Origin of the sequence: Enterobacter cloacae complex sp. 277I4 (assembly GCF_050031465.1) — a bacterium.
Taxonomy (GTDB): domain Bacteria; phylum Pseudomonadota; class Gammaproteobacteria; order Enterobacterales; family Enterobacteriaceae; genus Enterobacter; species Enterobacter cloacae.
The window spans coordinates 1-18,584 of the sequence record NZ_JBLGWC010000004.1; the positions used below are offsets into that span (position 1 = coordinate 1).

Below are 18,584 nucleotides of genomic sequence, written 5' to 3' on the forward strand. Positions count from 1 at the left end.
TCGGCAGCAATTCTCAGCCGACGCCAGACCATCGGACTGACTCCATGAACTGCTATTTTGATGACGTAGATCTTCATAGTCAGCAGGTATTGTTATGAAATGATGGTGGTTATTTTAACCCCTGTAGATGGCATCATTCGATGGCTGCCCCGAGGTTTTTCATGCTCTCCTGATTAAAGGTAACTTGTGCGCAGAAGGTCAGGTGTGTGGTGGTTAGTACAGACTAGTGAATGTTGTAACTAAACTATATTTTTATTAAAGGCCGGAGGTGGTGTTCCTCCGGCCTTAATTACGTTTCCGTGTTCATTAGTCGATGAACTGGCGGATCAGTTCCAGAATGGCAATCAGCGCGTTTGCAAGCGCCGCTACCGCCCTCAGAACGATGATTAACAGGTTAATCATCCGTTTTCTCCATAAATGGAGTAAAGACACCGTGGCTTGCTCTTACACTGCCTGTCACCACGGCTTCTCTTCGTCTTGTCAGTTGTAGAGAGTCTCACTCCTGCCAGAGCACAGATAACCAGCACCACCTGTATTACCTGTCAGGACTTTGAACCTGTTCATGCCGCATTTAGCGGAATGCAGGGAGAGACTCACCACAGAGCTAACCCTCTGATTATACGTTTATCTAGCGTTCAGGCAAACCGTTAACGCACAGTCACTGCCCGTCATATTGCATAATCAGGCTTCACGGATTATCATACTATTGTCAGTTGTAGAGAGTTTCCCTTCCGGGCTGAGTTACCAGCTCGCACCGGAACCGTAAAAAAGCCGACCTCACCAGTCGGTTTTTTTACGTCTGCGGTTTCCCGCTTCGTTTAAATCTATTTTAAATGAATAAATTGTTCTGCGGCAAACCCAACAACATAAGGACGTTAGGGTTGATGGTTGCCGAAATCGCGGTGCGTTACGTGAATTCTGAGGTTTTGCGAGGGGGATTGGGCGCGAGAATTTACGAGAGAGCGCCGGAACAATGCCGGGATCACAAACCATCACCCGTGAAAGAAATCTTCCGGCATTGCCCGGTCAGGTAGTATGACATTCATTGTCAACGGCCATCAATTTATAAGCTGCTTTGCACTTCATAAAAGATCACCACCAGGGCTGCTAAAACAGTACCGATAGCCAGCACGTTAAAAAGTACGTCCTTCATCTTTACGAACGACATACTGATTTGCGTCCTTTCCCTTTTGTCAGCCTTCTCTATCATCCAGCGTTGGTATGAATCACTGTTACTTTTTCTGTCCATGTTCCCCCCAATTCATCAATGAGCACCAGGCGGCCACCAGGCTTCTTGCCAACAAAGTAACGGCCTCGCGGCAGACGTTCGCCAGTCTTCAGCCGTTCGATCCAGTCCTGAAATGCAGGGCGCGGTTTATAGCTGTAGCGGCCAAAATCAGCTAAAGACTGCGTGACCATGACTGTTTGGCAGCCATGCTTTCTCATATCACGAAACGTATTTTCCAGTGCAGCCAGTGTATTCATTTGCACGTTCTCTCTGCTTTTCCCATGAGGATATTAACGACACTCAAAACTAACACCGTTGGCATGATCACGGCAGCATAGCCGACAGCAACGGCCTGATATATGGTCAATGAGTAGTCGGGCTGTTTATACAATACGACTGAAAAAATGCTCCCCAAACAAGCAAGCAGAGTTAAAAACAAGTAATCGACAAATCTGTTTTTATAGATAACCCATGCAACGATGCAGGGATATGACACCAGGCACAGGATAATCGCATTTGTGGTATGCACGTTTCGCTCCTTGTTATTTAAGGGTTGTCAGCCAGATCAAACAGATTGTTCAGGCTGGAACGGAATTGTTTTACCGATGATACCAGCTCCTGACTTCGCGCTTTTTCCTGCGCCAGTTCACGCCGTAGCTGCGCCATCTCGTCTCTGTTACGCTGAAGCTCAAGGATAGCCGTCATAAAGGTTTTGCTGGCTGATGCCTGTCCGGTCGCTTCCTGCGCCTTTTTAATGGCCTGATCTTCGTCGTCATTCGTTCTGATTGTGTAATGCCCCATGATACCCCTCTTTTGCTGTCATTTTTGCGCTGCCGGCGCGAACCCGGGAAGAAACTTTGCTGGCAAAAAACACTGACCAACAGCTGTGACCGGGAAAATTTGCTGGCAATTAATTTTCGATGAAAGCCAGCTCGCAATCGCCGCATTCAATATTCAGTCCGGCTTTGCCCCACACGGCAGCGCCACACCCGCGACACTGATATTTAACTTTATTTCGTTTTGGCTTGTCCTCAAATGCTGCAACTGACAAATCATTGTCATTGCTCCCGGCCATATCATCTGAATGGCTCCCGTTCTGCGGTGACACTGACGGCAGCAGAGCCATAGAAAGCACCGCTTCTATATCAATCCCGGCCTCAGCATTTTGATGCGCCAGAGCAAGCGTTTCGCGCCATTGCTCTATTACGGCGGTCATATCTTTTTGTTGTTCGACCTGGACAGGGAAGCGATCAAACCAGCTCAAAGCAAATTGCCCCTGGAACAGTTCCAGTGTGACGCGCTGGAAGCGGCCACCAGGGATCGGATAGTCATTAATCTTCTGGCCGACTTTCGCACCACCAGGTCTCCCGGTGGAGGAGGGCATAAGTCCGATACTTTCCATTTTTGCCGCCCACTGCGCATTGTGGTACGTCTTACGCGACGGGTTGCCGTAGTGGTACTGCCACATATGGCACTGCTCATGAACCAGCGTTTGCATGACTTCAATAAGCGGGTACACCGGGAAGTATTCAGGATTGAGGGCGATTTCATCAATCATCCTGCCGCTGCCGTCAGCAGCAACAAAGCGCCTGTAACTGAAATAGCCCATTGTGTTCTTGCCGCGCTGGAACGTAATCAGACAGTCAGGGAGTTCGCCGTCAAAAAGGCGCTGGTTATAGAAATCAAACGCCTGTTGTAGCTCGCTGTAAGCGCGTTCCGTGGCTCTTGTCATGCTGAAGTTCGCTTAGCGGCGTTCCGATATTCCTGTAACTCTGCAACAATAGCAGGGAACACATCAGCGCAACGCTGTGCCAGCTTAACCGCCTTTGAACAAACGCCCATACCATGTGCTCTTTTGAGCGCCTCCAACAAATCTGCCAGTTCCTCGTCAGTGATTTTTTCAGTCATCTATTAAGCTTCTCCATTATCTGTATCGTACGATACAGATAATATAAACCACACCTTTGCTAGCGGCAATCTTTTTTGCTGGCAATTTCAAGCCCAAGGCGGGTATCGAGTGAGTAAGATTGCTGGCAAAAATCAACGGCCAAACCGGCTGCAGGAAACTGGTTTGCTGGCAAGCGTGATTTACTGCTGGGCTTGATACCTTGCCATTGAATGACGCTTGTTTTAGTGTCAAAAGAACAACCAGCGCGAGAAGAATAAAGGAAGCAAAAGCAATGGATATCAAACCTAACTCAGTGATCCACCTGGAGCCAGGCGATACATTACCCGGCCATACCAATCTGAAACCCGTACCTGATAAGTATCTCGATGAGTTAAAGGCACTCATAAATAAACTCAATACTCAATCAGGTAATATTTACCTCAAGTTAAAACAGATGTACGCCTTTTTGGATCGTTTTAACAAAGAATTTGTGAGCACGTTTACCTCCTGTCAAAAGGGGTGCTCTTCGTGCTGTAAAATCGATGTTCATTTAACCGCGCTTGAGGCAACACATATTGCACAAGCAAGTAAACTCACTGCCAGAGACAACCCGCTTACGACCGGGCATGAGTCAAAATGTCCGTTTTTGTCTGAGAAGGGAACATGCTCAATCTACAATTACCGCCCGCTGTTATGCAGGACATATCATGTACTCACTCCGCCGGAAATGTGTAACGACCCGGATGCACAAGTCATGCAGTATGGTTCTCAAAGTGCGAACATGGGAAATCACATCTACAAAACAATAGCTGAGTGGATCTATTTTCAGACGTATCACTGCACTGGTAAGTTAGAAACCAAAGATATCAGAGACTACTTCCCTTATCCCCGCGAAGATATCCAAAGATTTCTTCACCATAACCCCCCGCGCCCTTTTTGCTAAAAAAAAGCCTCCGACGCAGTGTCAGAGGCTTGTTAGATTACTGTTCGTCACCAACAGAGCTGGAAGCGTCTTTTTTGATGAGAAACTCATCAAGAGAACGGCCAGCTTTTAATGCTTCGTCGATTGGTTTTGGTGTCCGGCCACGGCCAGACCAGTATTTCGTTTCGCCGTTTTCGTCAAACTGATATTTAGGCGGCGCTTTTGGCAACGTCTTTTTCCGTGTTTTTGGCGCATCTTCGGACAGGCCAAGCAGTTCTTCCGGTGAAAAACCTTCTCCGGCGATCAGCTGGAGCAGCTCCTGGCGCTTTCTTTCGCGTTCTGCGCGTTCTGCTGCCTCACGCTCTGCTTCTTCACGGCGTTCTTCGATCACGGCATTAAGCTTTTCCTGCATTTCCAGCAGTTGTTCAAAGCTGGTTTCTCGCGCAAAAACACGAACAGAGCGAATATTCAGGAGTAGCTTTCGTGTTGCATCAAATGTTTCATTTTCACTCATCGCGTTAATCCTTATTTTTTACTGAACTGAAACCCAAGTTTACCCGTAGCTTTATCCTGCAAAACAATTGCAGCGTCAAACTTTTTCCCGGTTTTATTACTGGTAAAGCCTTTAATCTCTCCGGTTTTACCTTTTTTGATTAATGTTTCAACCTGATTTTGTGTCAGTTTTTTTCCTGACACTTCAGACCAGATTTTAAACTCGCACCCGGAACAGAAAAAGCCTTTAGGCCGGATAATAATTTCTTTACTACATGAAGGGCAGGGGGCTTCGAGCCGGGACATGGAACCTTCTGATCTGGATTTTGCTTCCATATCCGGCTTGCCGTCTTTGTCCGGGAATGTTGTCTTGCATTCAGGATAGCAGGAGCATCCCCAGAAAAAGCCATTTTGCCCCTTACGTTTACGCAGGAAACCGTTGTTACAGACCGGGCAGGACGTGGCATTTGAAGAAATCGAAATTCCGTTCCTGTCCAGCTCGTCGATTAACCCCTGGACATACTCATCATTTTCCTTAATAAACTCCTCAACCGTCAGCTCTCCGGCTTTGATCTGAGACTGCTTTTCAGCCCACAGAGCGGAGATATCCGGTTTAGTGATTTCAGGAGGCAGTGCAGCGCAAAACTCCTGGCCTTGTTTTGTGGTTTTCCATACCAGCTCCGAATACCCCTTTTCTTTTTCGATGGAGATAAGCCCGGTATTTGCCGCCAGTTTCTCAAGAATGCCCGCGCGAGTGGCTTCCGTTCCGATACTGCCACGATCACTGCTGCCCTCGTCTTTCGCTTCCAGCGCCTTTCTGAGAGCCGGATCATCAATGAATTTTGCTGCACTCGTCATGGCGGCCAGTAAGGTTGACTCTGTGAAATAGCGAGGTGGTGTAGTCTTTTTCTTGTCCACGTCTGCCGATTCACACAGGCCGCTGTCATTAAATTTCAGCAATGAAAGATCAAAACCATCCGTTCCGGCATCTTCGGTTTCGTCCTCATCATCACTATCCTTACCTAGCGCCTCCCAGCCCTTTTGTACCAGAACGCTCTGTGTGGCCGTAAAAGTATCCCCCTTAATATCAAAGTGGATTTTCGTCTTGTTGCGGATCGCATCCGGGTAGAACAGCCCGATAAAGTAGACGGACACCAGGTTATAAACGTTCCGCTCTTTTTCATTAAGCTGAATACCGGCTCCGCTTTTTGTCGTCGGGATGATGGCGTGGTGCGCCTCAATCTTGCTGGCATTAAAGGCTTTGTGCTTCTGGCCTTTATCCATATCTGCGATCGCAGACGCCAGTTCGGGTACGGTGGCCGCTATCGCGGCAGCAATATCTCCGGCCTGGTAGTAATGCTCATCTGAAAGATAGCGATTGTCAGAACGTGGATAGGTCAGAAGCTTGTGAGTTTCATACAACCCCTGCATCACATCGAGCGTATCTTTTGCAGAATAACCAAATCGCTTTGCGCATAGCTGCTGTAGCGTGGAAAGGTTAAGCGGCAACGGTGGTTTCGTGTTTTCCGGCTTTGTCGTCGCGATAGTAACAATAGCGTCCTTACCCGTAACCCGCCCGGCAATATGCTCGGCCTGAGCTTCGGAAATCAGGCGTTTTTTCTCGTCTATCTGATCGTCGTCTGTTGTCTGATATTTCGCCTTAATCTGATGCCCGTTCATCGACAGACTGGCAAATACATCGTAATAAAAGCTTTCTGTGTGGTTCTGGTTCGCCAGCGTGCGCATGTTCACCAGGCCAAGAACAGCACTTTGTACCCGACCAACGTTCAGAACGCCGTCATAGCCCTTCTCACGGCCTTTTAATGTACATCCCCGCGTCATGTTATAGCCAAAACCCTGATCACACAGGGAACGCGCCAGGGCGCTTAACGTCATACCGCGAAATTTATCGTTAGGCTGTAAATTAGCCAGCGATTTTTGCACTGGCGCAAGGTTGAGGTCGGCAACAAGCAGCCGCTGGACGGGTTTCTTGTTTCCGGCATAACCTAAAATCTCATCGACCAGCAAACATCCTTCATCATCGGGGTCGCCAGAATGAACGATACTGTCGGCTTTATCGATAAGAGACAAAATGATGCGGGTCTGTACTTCGGATTCTGGCTTGATTTTATACTGAGGCGGGTAAACCGATTTAATCGGTAAATCACCAAAGCTCCACCTGGAATATTTTTCGTCATAATCCTCCGGGTCGTAAAGCTCCAGCATATGACCATAACACCAGGTAACGACATCAGAGCCATGTTCAAAGTAGCCGTTTTTCTTTTCCGTATTTGGGTTACCACCCAGCCCTTCAAAAATCGCTTTTGCTAAAGAGGGTTTTTCTGCAATAAAAAGTCTCATAATTAGCCCTTAGTCAAATCAATAGTGCTTTCAAAAGATGGCAGTCGCTCAAAAAGAGAATGTTGCGTATTTAGTCGCTCTGACTGAATAGTATGCAGTAACAGACTTTCCTCTCTGCTCTTAAGAAAATCACCCCATTCATACTCAATCCACACATCATGGGTATTTTCTCCTGGCTGATTGAGAAATGACTCCATCTTTGGCTGAATTTTCACCGGAGCAAGATTTTCATAAGCTGAATGAACCCGACGATCCCATGAATCAAAACCGCCATTTAACATTATATCGTGTGAGACCATATCAAAATCGTTATCTTCGATGTAGGTTGTCACACGATGATTGATCATACCCATATTTTCTATATTCCACTGGTAATCAGTGGTAAACCACTTAAGATGCTTATCAGTCTTTAGTAAAAGTCCATTTATGGCTTTTCTGCCTTTCCTCATACCAACCCAGATATTTTTATTCGGGTAGGGTCTTCCCGTTGACAGTGCATCACCTTCGATTATGAAATCAAGTTCAGGAATGGTTATTGATTCAAGATGGCATTTATTTGCCATCAGATGAAACAATCTTGGAACAAGGTGCAGGTACATGATTACTCTCCAACATCAGAGTTGTGGGTTCCTGGGAAACTAATAAGAAACTCATCCGTTCTTCCTTTACCATGATTGAAGAGAGGTTTTAAAGCATTCTCCCTACCGAATTCAGCAACGAATGATTCAACATCACGAATAAAACATGACATGTACTGATAACTGTCAGTCTGGAACAACTCCTGTAAATCTTCTCCATGCATAACCGCATACTGGCAAAGACGGTCATACAAATTTTGTAAGGATCGATAATCAGAATCAGGAACGACTATATCAACTTCTGCCGCGCTTTCTGTCATAAGAGAAGAAACAAAAATATCTGCACTGACGCGAACTTCCCTTACACTCACTCTGTTATTAAAACGTTCTTTTTCGATTTCGTTAAACATGATAGTTTTCACCACTTATGACTACGTACATATGCCATACAGAGCTGTAACGGAAGATTATGTTTAACCGACATGAACTCTGCACATTGTTCATCATCAAAAACTCGCATGCCATCAGATATTCTAATAAAATGAGGGTTTTCCTTTCTTTCTTTTTCCAGTGTGTTTATATCGAACAACCCACTGGATGTTATATCCACTAAATCCATGTAATGCCATTGAGCCGTTTCTAATTCATCAAGAGTCCTTGCCTGATCTTTCATTTTAGAAAGCAATCTTTCCAGTTCACGCAAAGCCTTTTCTTTATTCATCATTCCCTCGCTCAATCATCATCATAAGTTACAGAGAAAATTTCCTCCATCAACCAAAAATCAATAACGGATTTATCTTTTTCAGCGAGGTGTTTGTATGTCTTTGAATACTTGCGCGCCATTTTCAAAAGATCAGGACTGTTAGCAATAAATTCCTTTTCGTGAAGATTGATTTCACGGAGGACTTTTAAGTATTCGGTATTAGGATGATAAAAGGCATTTTCTCCTAACTCTGCTTCCTCTTGTTTAATCCAGTCACCCAGATTAACGCTAAACTGTTCTGTTTTATCAGGAAGCCAGTCATTCGAATTTAGCTCAATCGGGACTAACGGCTCTGCTCTTTTGTGACATACAAGACAAACATGAATATTTTTATCTTTATCAAAACGCATAGCCTTGCATTTGCCGCAATCACACCATCCATCTAATTGCTCTGGACATTTCATAATGAAAACCCTCTTATTTTTTATGCCGCCATTCCCACGGGGGAACAGGTTGATTATCAGCCCACAGGCCGCGCTTCTGTGTCTGTGCTTCCCGTTGCAGAGCCGGTAATGAGTTATCGGTGTTGTACCTGTCATAAACCCATGCAGCCCCTTTTAGCACTTGCTGGCGGTTAGCCTCAGTGCCGTTCGCTGTTATCACTCGTCCCAGGATTCGCCCGTAGCGATCTGTTTGTGTATAAGAGACGGTAACGGATTGTCCTGCAAGAATGGCTTTAAGTTGATTAGTTGACCAGCGTCCAAAGGGTTGTTTCTTTTCCGGGGCATCGATATTCAGGAGACGAACCCTGACAGGTTGTTGCTCCTGCAATACTTCAATGGTGTCACCATCAAGTACACGAATAACCTTCCCCTGAATCTGAGCAGCACACAATGTAGCTGGCAACAGGGCAACAGCAAAGGAAAGAGCATTAAGAAAATGTCTCATTGCTTTCTTCCCTCCCATATTGATGAGAGTCGTTTAAAAATGGATAAAACGACAATTAAAGCCACTGCGATAACAGCCAGTGAAGGAAGTACATAGCTGTATAACTCAACCATGAAATTAATAAACTCCATGAGCGATTGCGGCTTTAAGGAAGCATCCCACAAAGCGATAACAACACGATAAAGCCCATAGACAATTGCCGGAAACCAGACCATAAACAACAAGATTTCAGTAAAAACAGAAGCGACCGCTTTGGCACTATCGATAATTTCAATTCCGGCGATCCGTACACTTCTTGCATCAGGTGCATTAATAATTTTCATCCTTCCCCCCTGTAAAAAATGTTCGCAAGTTCCAGTATCACCCCTGAAACTTGCGTATTCACATCAGAATTAAACCATAACAGACTTAAAAGTTTTTCAATCGACCAAAGCTTGAAATAATTTTGTTTACTGTACCTGCATCAGCCGAAGGACATTCATTTAGCTTTTTCTTCCTGGCATCTGCCGTGTGATTGGGTAAAAAACCATGTTTATTTTTTTTCCTGATTGACATAAAACTTTTATACATCGGGTCACACTCTGCCGGACTACTTCCGTCAAGTTTTCCGGCAAGGCATAACACCATTGCACATGGATCGTTCGGGTCGGCCTTTTCCTCAGCATGAGCAGTTCCGGCAGCGAACGCACAAAGCAGCACTGCCGTTGTTACGGTCTTTTTCATATACACCTCATGGATAACGGGCAACTAACGCCCTGCGGTTGTTCAACCCCGGCTCAATAAAATTGCAGAAATTTTATTAATCCGGCGTTATCGGGATAAATAAACACTGGTAGTCCGGCAAGAAAGACAGTTCATTTTATAACGATACTGTATGACACCGTTTGCACCATTCGCCCTCAACCAGTTTTTAGCTGTGAAAAAGTCTTTTCCATTACTGGTTTCAACAATCACTGAATCAGAATGTGCAACAGAATAAAAAACAGCATCATCATAAAGGCGGTTTTCAGGTCTGAAATCATGGATAACCTTAACCCACGATGAATTAACCTTATCTGATTTAATGACTGAATATGTCGGTTGCCAGTCCATTAATTGTGCATTCACCGTTTCGGGATTCTGTTTCCAGTCAACCTGTGGCGGTTCCGGTGGAGAGGAACAGGCAGAGAGAAAAAGGACACTGACCATTAACATTTTTTTCATAGTAAAACCTCTGACTCCAGCTCACCGACGGAGAGCATTTTTTCTTTAGAAGGATATTTAAGCCCTTTAACACCCAATACTTTTTTAGTCTTATTCAGGGAGGCGGTTAACTCGGTAAGTTTAGGGCTTACCATCATCAGCCTGTCCATAAAATACGGGTCGAGGAAGTAGAGAGCTTTCTCTGCTTTAACCGGGTTTTCACCTTTAAGAATGATAAATTCTTCTTTAAAATCCAGCGTTCCCAGCTCCTGCGGGAGCACAAGGGCGCGCTGCGCCTCACTTTCTGAACTACTTTTCGACGTCGAGCGTCCGCTTGTCTTACTTGATCCCGTCGATTTAGTGGTGATATAGCCCAGCTTTTCCGAAATCTTTTTAGCGTCATCTTCTTCACTGACAGCATAGATAATCCGGCAGGGATGCGCACTCATCAGCGTTTTGGCACCTTCAACACCATAGATTTCATTAAGCTGACTGATATTCTGATAAATCGTCAGAAGTTTGAGTTTAAACCCGGCAATATAACCCGAACCTTTTTTAATGATTGGCATGTAACCAATAGACGGAAACTCATCCAGGAACATCAGACAGTCATGTTTCAGGGTCGGGTCAAAGTCAGGGTTTTCACGTAACGTGACTTCCACAACGAAATTAAAGAACAGGTTGAGGAAGTCATAGGCCAGTGACATATCTTCAGCATTAACGCCAACATAAACAGTGATATCTTCCCGGCGCAACTGGCGAAGGTCAAAATCATTTCCGTCTGTGCATTTACGGACAGTCGGAAGATAAAACAGACTCATTTTCTTACGAAACGAACCATCAATACTCGAACGTTGTTCATCCTCTGTTTCGTGATACTCCCTGATTTTGGTCAGTGCATCGCGCAGATGATACAGTGCGTTTTCATCAAGTCCTTTCGTTCCCTCCAGGTCTTCTCGCTTACTGAGTATCAGTTCCCGGTCAATGTTGCTGTACAAATCGACTACAGAACCAATTGAGAAAACAGGTTTAAGCCCGAACTCACCAAGCCAGGAAGGGTCGTAGTTAATAAAGAAATGAAGCAGTTTTGCCAGCCCCGTCCAGTACTGCCCCGCGAGGTTATTAAAGTGAGCTTCCGCTCCGGTCAGACCGTAAGACGGGAACAGGATCTCAATCAGCTTCAGCAGGTCTTTAGCCCCGCTCTCTGCTTTTAAATCAATATAGAAAAGCGGGTTAAACTGATGCGTTTTACTGTTGAAAGGGTCAAGAAGATAGACTTTATTACCCAGCAGTTTTTCACGTACCTTACTGGTGATTTTCCACAGTTCCTGTTTTGGATCTAATGCAATCAGGGAATGTTTCCTGACCAGCAGGTTTGGAATACCGATTGCAGCCCCTTTACCTGCTCGGGTTCCTGCGCCAAGTGATACAAAATCTGGTGCGGTATACCACAGGTATTTACCTTTATACGCCCCGACCAGAATATCAGTATCGTTTTCTTTCTCCCATTTCAGAAGCTTCGATTTCCTTAAATCATTATCACTGGCAAACTTCGCGTCACCATAAAGAGCAACATCCGTTTTATTCAGTTGCCAGATTATAAAAACAGGCACAAAGAGAGATGAAACCATACCTGATAAAAGAGAGGGGATAGCGGTTAATCTGATATCTGTCCGTATATTACTCTCTGTTATTATCCGCCACAGCAACATGGAATCAAAATTCTTCCATATATAAAGCGGCGTTTTTCCGTTCAGGAAGTAAACAGCAACTGAGCCAGTATAATACGTCACAAGACACATAACCAGACCAATAAAAGCCCACTGGCCTTTATCGGGTAGTTTTAGAGACATAATCACTCCTTCAGCTTTTCAAAGTATTCCTGAAAATGAATATCACGATAGTAAATACCCGATGCAAATCGGCGATCCTCTTCATCAATGTACTTAATACTCATAATCACATCGACGTTGCTTAACACCCTCCGCAATATAATGTTGTAGGGTAAATTCTGACATTCAGGGTTCATATAACACCGCTGAACCAGCCCAAGCACAGCATCTTCAGGAGTGCTCTCATGGACGGTTGTAAGGTTCCCTGCATGGCCTGAACTTGAGCCTTTGAGAAAATCCCAGGCTTCCGCACCGCGAACCTCAGTCATGAGGATTCTGTCCGGGTTCATACGAAAACCAGAACGTAAAAGAGAAGCGGAGCTGACAGTGCTACTTTCCCCTTCTGACGGGTAATACAATTTCACATGATTTTTGTGAAACCTGAACTTTGCTTCATCTGTATCTTCGATTGAAATACATCGTAAATGATGGGGTATGTACTGAAGACAGGCATTTGCAAAGGTTGTTTTACCCGCCCCCGTTCCTGCACAAAAGACCATCGTTTTACCCTTAACCAGACATTCAGGGACAAATCGTTCAAAACAATTATCTTTAAACATTAAAGATAATTCATCTTCTTTATCCCTGAATTCAACACCTTGATTTAGCCTTGAGTAAAACCCCTGTTTAACAAAGGTATCATGGTCGATAAACACACTGGACGGCTTACGAATTGTAATAGACACCGTTTCCCGTTCCGTTGCCGGGGGAATGACTATTTGTACACGCTCCCCTCCGGGGAGCGTAACAGAACGTAAGGGATATTCTGGTGTAACCGACCCACCATCATGATAATCAGAAATCGCTCCTGCAAATGACATACAATCTTTAAAATCCATTTTTAATTCATGCTGCTGCCATTTCCCACTCACTTTAACAAAAAGTTCATCAGGCCGATTTACCGCGATTTCAGTTAAACCATCAACTTCATTAAGCCAGTGGTGGAAGTATTCATCTATTATTTCGTAAACAATATGTCTGTTCTCTGCATCCTTCATAATCCACCTTTTCTTTTAAGATCTTCAATAAAACGCATGACTTCTTCGTAATTAAATCGGTGCGTTTTGAATTGTTTCAGTGGTTTGGGGAAAGGAACGCCATTTATTGGTATGCCCTTACGAATATGATGGTATATTTCGCTTTCCCTTATTCCTGACAGCATTGAAAACTCTTTGATATCCAGCGTTATCAAATTACCTCCGGGAACCCACCATTTTTAATTTGTAGATGCTGGAGAAATCCAGATCCTGACCAACAATCAGAGTAATGATTTCCCCCTGGTTTTTATAAAGCGTTGGCGGGATATTCACACTGTTTGCAAACGCTTCGCGTGCTATATCAGCAAAAGCCTGGCGACTGTTAGCTGTATAATCGGTCTGATTGTCTTTATTACTTTTGGCTGCTCCGCTTGCCGCCTGTGCCACATCGGGGATCATGCCAACCATCATCGCGCCCATAAAGCGATCTGCAAAATGTGTGTCAATCCAGCCTGAAGCCCCGGCCTCACCCAGCGCTCCCGCCGCCTGCGTATCAATCAGCGGAATATCAATGAAAGGTTCCTTGCGTGTTCTCAGCTTCGTAGCAGCGATAAACACGGCTCCCTGACCATGATTGAACGTTCCCGTTTTATACATCAGATATGCGGCAGTTCCCTTTTCAATTAGTTTTACATTCCTGTTTGCACTGTATACGTCCTCATTAATCGTACAGACCAGCTTGCCAGCCAGATCAGAGATAAATCGTCTGTCCAGCGAGCACTTAATCGCGGTATTTTCAGGAATGAAAAGGTTAGGGTCATAAGGAACGCGTGTAATTTTTGAAAGCTGCGCGGGTTGCCCTGAGTTAACAGGCTGAACCTCGGCCTGTTTGTCACTGCCGTTCTCCTCGTTCCTTGTATTGCTGGCCGATGAAGAACTCCCACCGGAACCTGAGGAAGCAGAGCTGCTTCCTCCATAGGCCACATCCAGCGCACGACTGAAGTTCTGTTGTACTTTTTCCGTTGGCATTTCCGCTTTGTCGCTGCTTTCCTTCCGCTCATCCGTCTTAGCCGGTTCTGCCCTGGTGTTGAATGGATCAACATCATCGCTGAGACCTGTCGCGCGTTTTACTGAACCAGTAGATACCGCATTACTGGCTGGCTTTTCGTCACCGCTGGACATTGCACGGATAATCGACGGGATATAGTAGACCGACACCCCGGCGGCCAGCAGAAGAAATGCAGCGATAATAATCACCAGCCCCTTACGCGATTTTTTAAGCTTCTCGATACCCAGGCGTTTAACTGGTTGTCCTTCACTTTCTCCGTTATCCGTTTTATCGTTTTGCTCATTATCTTTCTGAAGTCTCTCCCGTAGTGCCTGTTCAATTTCTACTGCGGTCGGGATTTTATTTTCCTGTTCGCTCACTGGATCACCTCTTTCTCAACGTTCGGGGAAACGGTATCTCCTGCCGGAAGCCGGACTTTGCCAAAGCCCCGGTTTTCAACCCCAACAACCTGATTTCCCATACGCAATACAAAACGCTGGTCTACAGGAACACCAACAACGGTGAAACTGCCGCTGTTTTTGACTACCGGGTTAGTCAGCGTTTCCTGTTCGCCACTCATAACAAAGACGCTGGGGATTTTTTTCAGGGGGCTGAAGCCAAACCAGGTATAGCGGCCATCGTCATACGCATAATCCGGGCTGATTGACTGACTGCCGTCAGCTACCCGCTTCCAGTAATCCCAGTTCCGGGGGGACTTCGCGTTTTCAAGAGAACGGTTGATTGCCTGTTCTTCCTGCCGCTTGTTGAGAGCCTCAATCCGTTTCTTCTCGATTTCGGCCTGTTCCTTCCGGCGTTCCTGCGGGTACTGGTAATTAACAACAAAAGCGATCTTGTCCGGCTGCCGGAACGTTCGGGCGTTCAGCTCCATGCTGTAATTACGTTTTGTTGTGCGAACAAACAGGTTTGTTCGCCAGCGTTCCAGGTCGTTTTCAGGATCAAGAGCAACACTGACCACCTCTGAAGACTGGTTGCCACTGTCATCGGTACTGTTCTTCTGTACTGTCTGTTTGACGGGCTTTACTTCCAGATACACCAGGTTATCTTCTTTGTTCACTTCCCAGCCCTGGGGAAAGCCGGTTCTGGCACTGATTACCGTTTCATCCTCGTCAAATACCAGTGTGGTTGTATAGCCGACCGCACTGTTTATAACAGTCGTGTTTTGCGGGTTATAACTGACAATCTGATTACGGGGGTCGAAACGGCTGGCTGCTGGCGTAACGGCTGCATGGCAGACGTGCGACACCAACAGAAGCGCCACAATTAGCGCTCCTTTATTCATTTTCATAGTTTTCACCCTTTCACTTCTTTATCGCGTACATAGCTCGTTACAACGAATTTAAGCGGGTTATTATTTCGGTCACCCGATGCCATTTCGACCTGTGGTTCAATACGGTAGGTCAGTCTGACGTTCCAGTATTCATAATCATCCTGGCCTGTCGCGACATTTCGAATGGTTAATTTAAACCTGACATATGCCCCCATATCCTTATCATCGCGCCGTGATGACGGACTGATAATCACGGAGGGATTATCCTGAACGGATGCTGTTTTTTCCGCTTTATTATAAATAACCTTTGGTGACTGGTTGCTGTTGATTAAAGCGTTGTAATCCGTCGCAACATTCTCAGCGCTGTATAACAGAACATAATCATAATCATGCTGGAGACTGAAATAGTTATACCCTTCACGACGCTTCACATACTGAGTAATAAAGTATTTCGCCAGTGCTTCATTTTCAGAGAGGTTTTCTTTTTTAACGGAAGTCAGCCTTTCAGCAACACCAGTGACACCATTAATAAGATAAGCTTCGACAACCGTACTCTTTAACGGCAGCGCCCCATTCAGAGCCAGCAGAGACAATACACCTACGGCCATCCCTGCAATACCACCGAATTTATAAATGCGGTTCATTTTCTCCTGCATCAATACATTTTTCTCTTCAAAAGTAGTTGAAGAGTCCGTTACTTCTTTTTTCTTGTTAAAACCAGGCAGTTTTAATTCTGAAAGATTAAACCCCATTGCGCATTACCTCTGCTGAATTAACAGGTTCGCTTTTCCCGGACACCGGGGGTTGTTTATGTGACGCCTGGCATCCGACGAGGCAAAGCGTCACGATAGCCGTGATAAGTAGTTTCATATTGATATTACCTAAACAAAGGAATGAATATATAGTCAGATGCTTGAGATTATCGTAATCAAAAGAAGGATAATAAGAATACACAACCCTGTATTAAGAGCATCCATGTAAATTATCCTCCGTATTTCTTTTTCGCCATATCAATAGCAGCCTGTCGAAGTCTCTTGGCACCAATGTTAACTCCCTGTCCGGTCAGATTCCCCAGCTTGCCAGAAACACCAGGCGACTGGCTAAAACCATTATCCTGACGGCGAACACCTTTCCATGCTCCTATCCCTGCATTTTTACCCATGCCAAGCATATTGCGCCCCATACGGGAAGCACCGAACACGCCAGCACCAATCCCCATTGCGGCTGCCCCCTGCATCGCGCCTTCAACACCTACCCCTGCGAGCTGGGAAGCATAGGTTTTGGCTTGCCAGATAATCCAGGCCATGAATACTCCAGCGACTCCAGCTTGAGCACCTGCTGATATCAAATTCACGATATCAATGTTTGATAGTGAAACAGATAGAACACCATTCAGGAATGTCATCCCCGCTTTGATAGCCAATCCACCAAACAGGAATATGAAGCATGAGCTAAATATTAACTGAAGCCAGCTATTAAACATTTGCCGGAGAAAACCAAAAGACAAACTAACAATAAACAATGGTGCTGTAACAGTAAGTATTTTTAACGTCACCTCTGCTGCAAGATATACAATCGAAGTGACCAGCATCGCTAATATTCCACCTGCATAAGTTAATAAGGCAGCAATAGCACCGTCAGTTTTCACATAAGTTGATGTGTCTTTCGACATGAGGAACTTTGCAACCTGTATTATTTTTGCCCATAGTTGGTCTAACCATTTCCACGGATCACCACCTGCGAATGTTTCCTTTAGACCGTCTATTGCCTGAGTTGCACTATCTAACCACCCTCCCATATTTCTAACAAAAACGAGAATCAGCCAGAATCGACACAAGTTCCATATAAAATCCTGAACTGCCGACTTTTGCTTCCCAACTATTGTGGTATATGCATACCATAATATATAGATGGAAATCCCATATTTACCCAATTGATATGCTATTGAAGAGAAAGAATCAAGCTGACCAGCCAAAGACTGGTCAAGAACATCAATAATCACATCACGGGCTGATTCGAAGAAATCAGAATTAGCCATAAAGACTCCCGCTATTTTTTATCCTTAACAATCCCCTTAAACGCATCTTTAAAGGAAGGTTCAACGGCATGTAACTGTTTATATCTAAACAATCCCTCTTTAGCATTTCTACAATTATCACTATCACTGCCGGAAGCTTTACACTCTGCAACTTTTTTTTCGGCCTCTGCATGATGTTCCTGCCACCAATCGGCAGATTTAACATCCTCGCATCCCGATAAAAGTAATATAGCCCCAGCAATAACAGTAAATTTCACTATTTTCATAAAATCCCTCAATTCATCCGATAGTCATTCATAGAAAATGCTTCCTTAAATGAAGGTTCTTCCGCATTAAGCTGTTTCTCCTGATATGCGGCCTGTAACATTTTCTCCTTGTATTCTGCAAGATCGCGCTGCTTATCGCGATACATTTCATACTGAAATTTGAGCTTGTTAAATTTCAGGCTTGCCAGAGATACAGCGTTTGTCGCGTCCTGCGTGGCTTTCGTGTCCTGGGCGTTCTTCACCTGGTCGATAAGATCGGCCATCTCCTGATTATCTTCACGCAGTTTACTTTCCAGCTTATTGCCGTACTCGATCCCCGCCAGTTGGGACAGGAACGAGGCTTCACAGCCCCGCACAAGGTCACCTGTATAACCAAGTCCTTTACAGGTGTTTGTCACCTTATAATCGGCCAGCAGTGATCTGGCTTGATCAGACAGGGCGGCCTCCGGGTTCTTAATGTAATCATCAATGAAGGAGTTCCCCTGGTCGTAAATCTTCTCCAGCTCCTTACTGACAGATTGCGCAGACTGCACCAGTCCCTGAACATCACGAATGCCCGTTTTGGTCAGCAGCTCCTGCTTATAGGCATTGATCTGTTTCTGGTAGTGGCTCACCGTGTCCTGCCACTGTTTGAGACGTTCTGTCCAGCGCTGCGCTTCGACAGCCCATTCAGGGTTTGCATCAATGGCAACGGGAATACCAGCCTGAGCACCAGAAATAACCGTAACAGAGGCGATAAGTGCCGCAACGATATGCTTTTTCATAGGGATTCC

Annotated in this window: 26 protein-coding genes; 1 reads left to right on the plus strand and 25 read right to left on the minus strand. The window is 45.3% G+C overall.

Translation table 11 applies throughout. The annotated features are described in order from the left end of the window. Nucleotides 1-306: 306 nt before the first annotated feature. The 6 genes from dqlB to ACQG19_RS27055 form a co-directional block, all read right to left on the minus strand. Nucleotides 307-402: a DinQ-like type I toxin DqlB gene (dqlB, locus tag ACQG19_RS27030; RefSeq protein ID WP_000609145.1), complete on the minus strand. Its 96-nt coding sequence runs from the start codon at nucleotides 400-402 to the stop codon at nucleotides 307-309. Nucleotides 403-1,206: 804 nt separating this feature from the next. Continuing rightward, the gene (locus ACQG19_RS27035; RefSeq protein ID WP_001093608.1) at nucleotides 1,207-1,485 is read right to left on the minus strand and encodes a hypothetical protein; all 279 of its coding nucleotides are present in this window, start codon (nucleotides 1,483-1,485) and stop codon (nucleotides 1,207-1,209) included. After that, nucleotides 1,482-1,757 carry a hypothetical protein gene (locus ACQG19_RS27040; RefSeq protein ID WP_025756643.1) on the minus strand — a complete coding sequence of 92 codons (276 nt, stop codon included), beginning with the start codon at nucleotides 1,755-1,757 and terminating at the stop codon, nucleotides 1,482-1,484. Before ACQG19_RS27040 ends, ACQG19_RS27035 begins: the two co-directional genes overlap by 4 nt. A 17-nt stretch (nucleotides 1,758-1,774) precedes the next feature. Then, nucleotides 1,775-2,029: a hypothetical protein gene (locus ACQG19_RS27045; RefSeq protein WP_000510385.1), complete on the minus strand. Its 255-nt coding sequence runs from the start codon at nucleotides 2,027-2,029 to the stop codon at nucleotides 1,775-1,777. 109 nt (nucleotides 2,030-2,138) lie between these two features. Beyond that, nucleotides 2,139-2,960 (minus strand): SprT-like domain-containing protein, encoded by an 822-nt coding sequence (locus ACQG19_RS27050; RefSeq protein ID WP_000196235.1) that lies wholly within the window; start codon nucleotides 2,958-2,960, stop codon nucleotides 2,139-2,141. Next, a complete protein-coding gene (locus ACQG19_RS27055; RefSeq protein WP_000136657.1) occupies nucleotides 2,957-3,136 on the minus strand; it encodes a hypothetical protein in 180 nt (59 codons plus the stop codon). The genes ACQG19_RS27050 and ACQG19_RS27055 overlap by 4 nt, the downstream gene beginning before the upstream one ends. Nucleotides 3,137-3,408: 272 nt before the next feature. On the opposite strand from ACQG19_RS27055, the gene ACQG19_RS27060 reads away from it, so the two are divergent. Next, on the plus strand, nucleotides 3,409-4,059 hold the full coding sequence (locus ACQG19_RS27060) for a YkgJ family cysteine cluster protein (protein WP_001549939.1): 651 nt from the start codon (nucleotides 3,409-3,411) through the stop codon (nucleotides 4,057-4,059). Between the two features lie 37 nt (nucleotides 4,060-4,096). On the opposite strand, the gene ACQG19_RS27065 is transcribed toward ACQG19_RS27060, so the two are convergent. From ACQG19_RS27065 to ACQG19_RS27155, 19 genes are all read right to left on the minus strand, one after another. Next, nucleotides 4,097-4,552, minus strand: coding sequence for an H-NS family nucleoid-associated regulatory protein (locus ACQG19_RS27065; protein WP_001549938.1), 456 nt, complete (start codon nucleotides 4,550-4,552; stop codon nucleotides 4,097-4,099). Nucleotides 4,553-4,563: 11 nt separating this feature from the next. Next, nucleotides 4,564-6,891, minus strand: coding sequence for a type IA DNA topoisomerase (locus ACQG19_RS27070; RefSeq protein WP_001549937.1), 2,328 nt, complete (start codon nucleotides 6,889-6,891; stop codon nucleotides 4,564-4,566). A 2-nt stretch (nucleotides 6,892-6,893) separates the two neighbouring features. Beyond that, nucleotides 6,894-7,490, minus strand: a complete 597-nt coding sequence (locus tag ACQG19_RS27075; RefSeq protein WP_025756645.1) for a DUF6012 family protein — start codon at nucleotides 7,488-7,490, stop codon at nucleotides 6,894-6,896. Nucleotides 7,491-7,492: 2 nt separating this feature from the next. After that, entirely contained in the window at nucleotides 7,493-7,879 is a 387-nt protein-coding gene (locus tag ACQG19_RS27080) for a hypothetical protein (RefSeq protein ID WP_001549933.1), read from the minus strand. Nucleotides 7,880-7,887: 8 nt separating this feature from the next. Continuing rightward, a complete protein-coding gene (locus ACQG19_RS27085) occupies nucleotides 7,888-8,193 on the minus strand; it encodes a hypothetical protein (protein WP_015059068.1) in 306 nt (101 codons plus the stop codon). A gap of 8 nt (nucleotides 8,194-8,201) precedes the next feature. Next, the gene (locus tag ACQG19_RS27090; RefSeq protein WP_233590803.1) at nucleotides 8,202-8,636 is read right to left on the minus strand and encodes a hypothetical protein; all 435 of its coding nucleotides are present in this window, start codon (nucleotides 8,634-8,636) and stop codon (nucleotides 8,202-8,204) included. Nucleotides 8,637-8,649: 13 nt separating this feature from the next. After that, nucleotides 8,650-9,120: a thermonuclease family protein gene (locus ACQG19_RS27095; RefSeq protein ID WP_001549930.1), complete on the minus strand. Its 471-nt coding sequence runs from the start codon at nucleotides 9,118-9,120 to the stop codon at nucleotides 8,650-8,652. Next, nucleotides 9,117-9,443 (minus strand): hypothetical protein, encoded by a 327-nt coding sequence (locus tag ACQG19_RS27100; protein WP_015059071.1) that lies wholly within the window; start codon nucleotides 9,441-9,443, stop codon nucleotides 9,117-9,119. Before ACQG19_RS27100 ends, ACQG19_RS27095 begins: the two co-directional genes overlap by 4 nt. A gap of 85 nt (nucleotides 9,444-9,528) precedes the next feature. Continuing rightward, nucleotides 9,529-9,843: a TrbM/KikA/MpfK family conjugal transfer protein gene (locus tag ACQG19_RS27105; protein WP_001549928.1), complete on the minus strand. Its 315-nt coding sequence runs from the start codon at nucleotides 9,841-9,843 to the stop codon at nucleotides 9,529-9,531. Nucleotides 9,844-9,930: 87 nt separating this feature from the next. Next, nucleotides 9,931-10,323 (minus strand): cag pathogenicity island Cag12 family protein, encoded by a 393-nt coding sequence (locus tag ACQG19_RS27110; protein WP_001549927.1) that lies wholly within the window; start codon nucleotides 10,321-10,323, stop codon nucleotides 9,931-9,933. Beyond that, on the minus strand, nucleotides 10,320-12,155 hold the full coding sequence (locus ACQG19_RS27115; RefSeq protein WP_025759938.1) for a type IV secretory system conjugative DNA transfer family protein: 1,836 nt from the start codon (nucleotides 12,153-12,155) through the stop codon (nucleotides 10,320-10,322). The genes ACQG19_RS27110 and ACQG19_RS27115 overlap by 4 nt, the downstream gene beginning before the upstream one ends. Nucleotides 12,156-12,157: 2 nt before the next feature. Then, entirely contained in the window at nucleotides 12,158-13,192 is a 1,035-nt protein-coding gene (virB11, locus tag ACQG19_RS27120) for a P-type DNA transfer ATPase VirB11 (protein ID WP_001549925.1), read from the minus strand. Next, nucleotides 13,189-13,386 carry a hypothetical protein gene (locus tag ACQG19_RS27125; protein WP_032672681.1) on the minus strand — a complete coding sequence of 66 codons (198 nt, stop codon included), beginning with the start codon at nucleotides 13,384-13,386 and terminating at the stop codon, nucleotides 13,189-13,191. Before ACQG19_RS27125 ends, virB11 begins: the two co-directional genes overlap by 4 nt. Before the next feature lies 1 nt (nucleotide 13,387). Further along, nucleotides 13,388-14,599, minus strand: coding sequence for a VirB10/TraB/TrbI family type IV secretion system protein (gene virB10, locus ACQG19_RS27130; protein ID WP_025759936.1), 1,212 nt, complete (start codon nucleotides 14,597-14,599; stop codon nucleotides 13,388-13,390). Further along, complete coding sequence (locus ACQG19_RS27135) at nucleotides 14,596-15,525, minus strand: TrbG/VirB9 family P-type conjugative transfer protein (protein ID WP_021542862.1); 930 nt, start codon at nucleotides 15,523-15,525, stop codon at nucleotides 14,596-14,598. Before ACQG19_RS27135 ends, virB10 begins: the two co-directional genes overlap by 4 nt. Nucleotides 15,526-15,530: 5 nt before the next feature. Further along, nucleotides 15,531-16,259, minus strand: coding sequence for a virB8 family protein (locus ACQG19_RS27140; protein ID WP_001549920.1), 729 nt, complete (start codon nucleotides 16,257-16,259; stop codon nucleotides 15,531-15,533). A 230-nt stretch (nucleotides 16,260-16,489) separates the two neighbouring features. Continuing rightward, nucleotides 16,490-17,545 carry a type IV secretion system protein gene (locus ACQG19_RS27145; protein WP_015059076.1) on the minus strand — a complete coding sequence of 352 codons (1,056 nt, stop codon included), beginning with the start codon at nucleotides 17,543-17,545 and terminating at the stop codon, nucleotides 16,490-16,492. 11 nt (nucleotides 17,546-17,556) lie between these two features. Further along, nucleotides 17,557-17,811: an EexN family lipoprotein gene (locus tag ACQG19_RS27150; RefSeq protein ID WP_060937454.1), complete on the minus strand. Its 255-nt coding sequence runs from the start codon at nucleotides 17,809-17,811 to the stop codon at nucleotides 17,557-17,559. An 8-nt stretch (nucleotides 17,812-17,819) separates the two neighbouring features. Then, on the minus strand, nucleotides 17,820-18,575 hold the full coding sequence (locus ACQG19_RS27155; RefSeq protein ID WP_025759931.1) for a type IV secretion system protein: 756 nt from the start codon (nucleotides 18,573-18,575) through the stop codon (nucleotides 17,820-17,822). Nucleotides 18,576-18,584 lie beyond the last annotated feature (9 nt).

Excerpts from the sequence above, each read along its gene's own strand:
- ACQG19_RS27045 (WP_000510385.1), bottom strand. The coding sequence starts at position 2,029 with ATGGGGCATTACACAATCAGAACGAATGACGACGAAGATCAGGCCATT.
- ACQG19_RS27065 (WP_001549938.1), bottom strand. The coding sequence starts at position 4,552 with ATGAGTGAAAATGAAACATTTGATGCAACACGAAAGCTACTCCTGAAT.
- ACQG19_RS27060 (WP_001549939.1), top strand. The coding sequence starts at position 3,409 with ATGGATATCAAACCTAACTCAGTGATCCACCTGGAGCCAGGCGATACA.
- ACQG19_RS27135 (WP_021542862.1), bottom strand. The coding sequence starts at position 15,525 with ATGAAAATGAATAAAGGAGCGCTAATTGTGGCGCTTCTGTTGGTGTCG.
- ACQG19_RS27055 (WP_000136657.1), bottom strand. The coding sequence starts at position 3,136 with ATGACTGAAAAAATCACTGACGAGGAACTGGCAGATTTGTTGGAGGCG.
- ACQG19_RS27080 (WP_001549933.1), bottom strand. The coding sequence starts at position 7,879 with ATGTTTAACGAAATCGAAAAAGAACGTTTTAATAACAGAGTGAGTGTA.
- ACQG19_RS27035 (WP_001093608.1), bottom strand. The coding sequence starts at position 1,485 with ATGAATACACTGGCTGCACTGGAAAATACGTTTCGTGATATGAGAAAG.
- dqlB (WP_000609145.1), bottom strand. The coding sequence starts at position 402 with ATGATTAACCTGTTAATCATCGTTCTGAGGGCGGTAGCGGCGCTTGCA.
- ACQG19_RS27105 (WP_001549928.1), bottom strand. The coding sequence starts at position 9,843 with ATGAAAAAGACCGTAACAACGGCAGTGCTGCTTTGTGCGTTCGCTGCC.
- ACQG19_RS27110 (WP_001549927.1), bottom strand. The coding sequence starts at position 10,323 with ATGAAAAAAATGTTAATGGTCAGTGTCCTTTTTCTCTCTGCCTGTTCC.
- ACQG19_RS27095 (WP_001549930.1), bottom strand. The coding sequence starts at position 9,120 with ATGAGACATTTTCTTAATGCTCTTTCCTTTGCTGTTGCCCTGTTGCCA.
- ACQG19_RS27070 (WP_001549937.1), bottom strand. The coding sequence starts at position 6,891 with ATGAGACTTTTTATTGCAGAAAAACCCTCTTTAGCAAAAGCGATTTTT.
- ACQG19_RS27075 (WP_025756645.1), bottom strand. The coding sequence starts at position 7,490 with ATGTACCTGCACCTTGTTCCAAGATTGTTTCATCTGATGGCAAATAAA.
- virB11 (WP_001549925.1), bottom strand. The coding sequence starts at position 13,192 with ATGAAGGATGCAGAGAACAGACATATTGTTTACGAAATAATAGATGAA.
- ACQG19_RS27100 (WP_015059071.1), bottom strand. The coding sequence starts at position 9,443 with ATGAAAATTATTAATGCACCTGATGCAAGAAGTGTACGGATCGCCGGA.
- ACQG19_RS27145 (WP_015059076.1), bottom strand. The coding sequence starts at position 17,545 with ATGGCTAATTCTGATTTCTTCGAATCAGCCCGTGATGTGATTATTGAT.
- ACQG19_RS27090 (WP_233590803.1), bottom strand. The coding sequence starts at position 8,636 with ATGAAATGTCCAGAGCAATTAGATGGATGGTGTGATTGCGGCAAATGC.
- ACQG19_RS27085 (WP_015059068.1), bottom strand. The coding sequence starts at position 8,193 with ATGATGAATAAAGAAAAGGCTTTGCGTGAACTGGAAAGATTGCTTTCT.
- ACQG19_RS27155 (WP_025759931.1), bottom strand. The coding sequence starts at position 18,575 with ATGAAAAAGCATATCGTTGCGGCACTTATCGCCTCTGTTACGGTTATT.
- ACQG19_RS27050 (WP_000196235.1), bottom strand. The coding sequence starts at position 2,960 with ATGACAAGAGCCACGGAACGCGCTTACAGCGAGCTACAACAGGCGTTT.
- ACQG19_RS27115 (WP_025759938.1), bottom strand. The coding sequence starts at position 12,155 with ATGTCTCTAAAACTACCCGATAAAGGCCAGTGGGCTTTTATTGGTCTG.
- ACQG19_RS27140 (WP_001549920.1), bottom strand. The coding sequence starts at position 16,259 with ATGGGGTTTAATCTTTCAGAATTAAAACTGCCTGGTTTTAACAAGAAA.
- ACQG19_RS27150 (WP_060937454.1), bottom strand. The coding sequence starts at position 17,811 with ATGAAAATAGTGAAATTTACTGTTATTGCTGGGGCTATATTACTTTTA.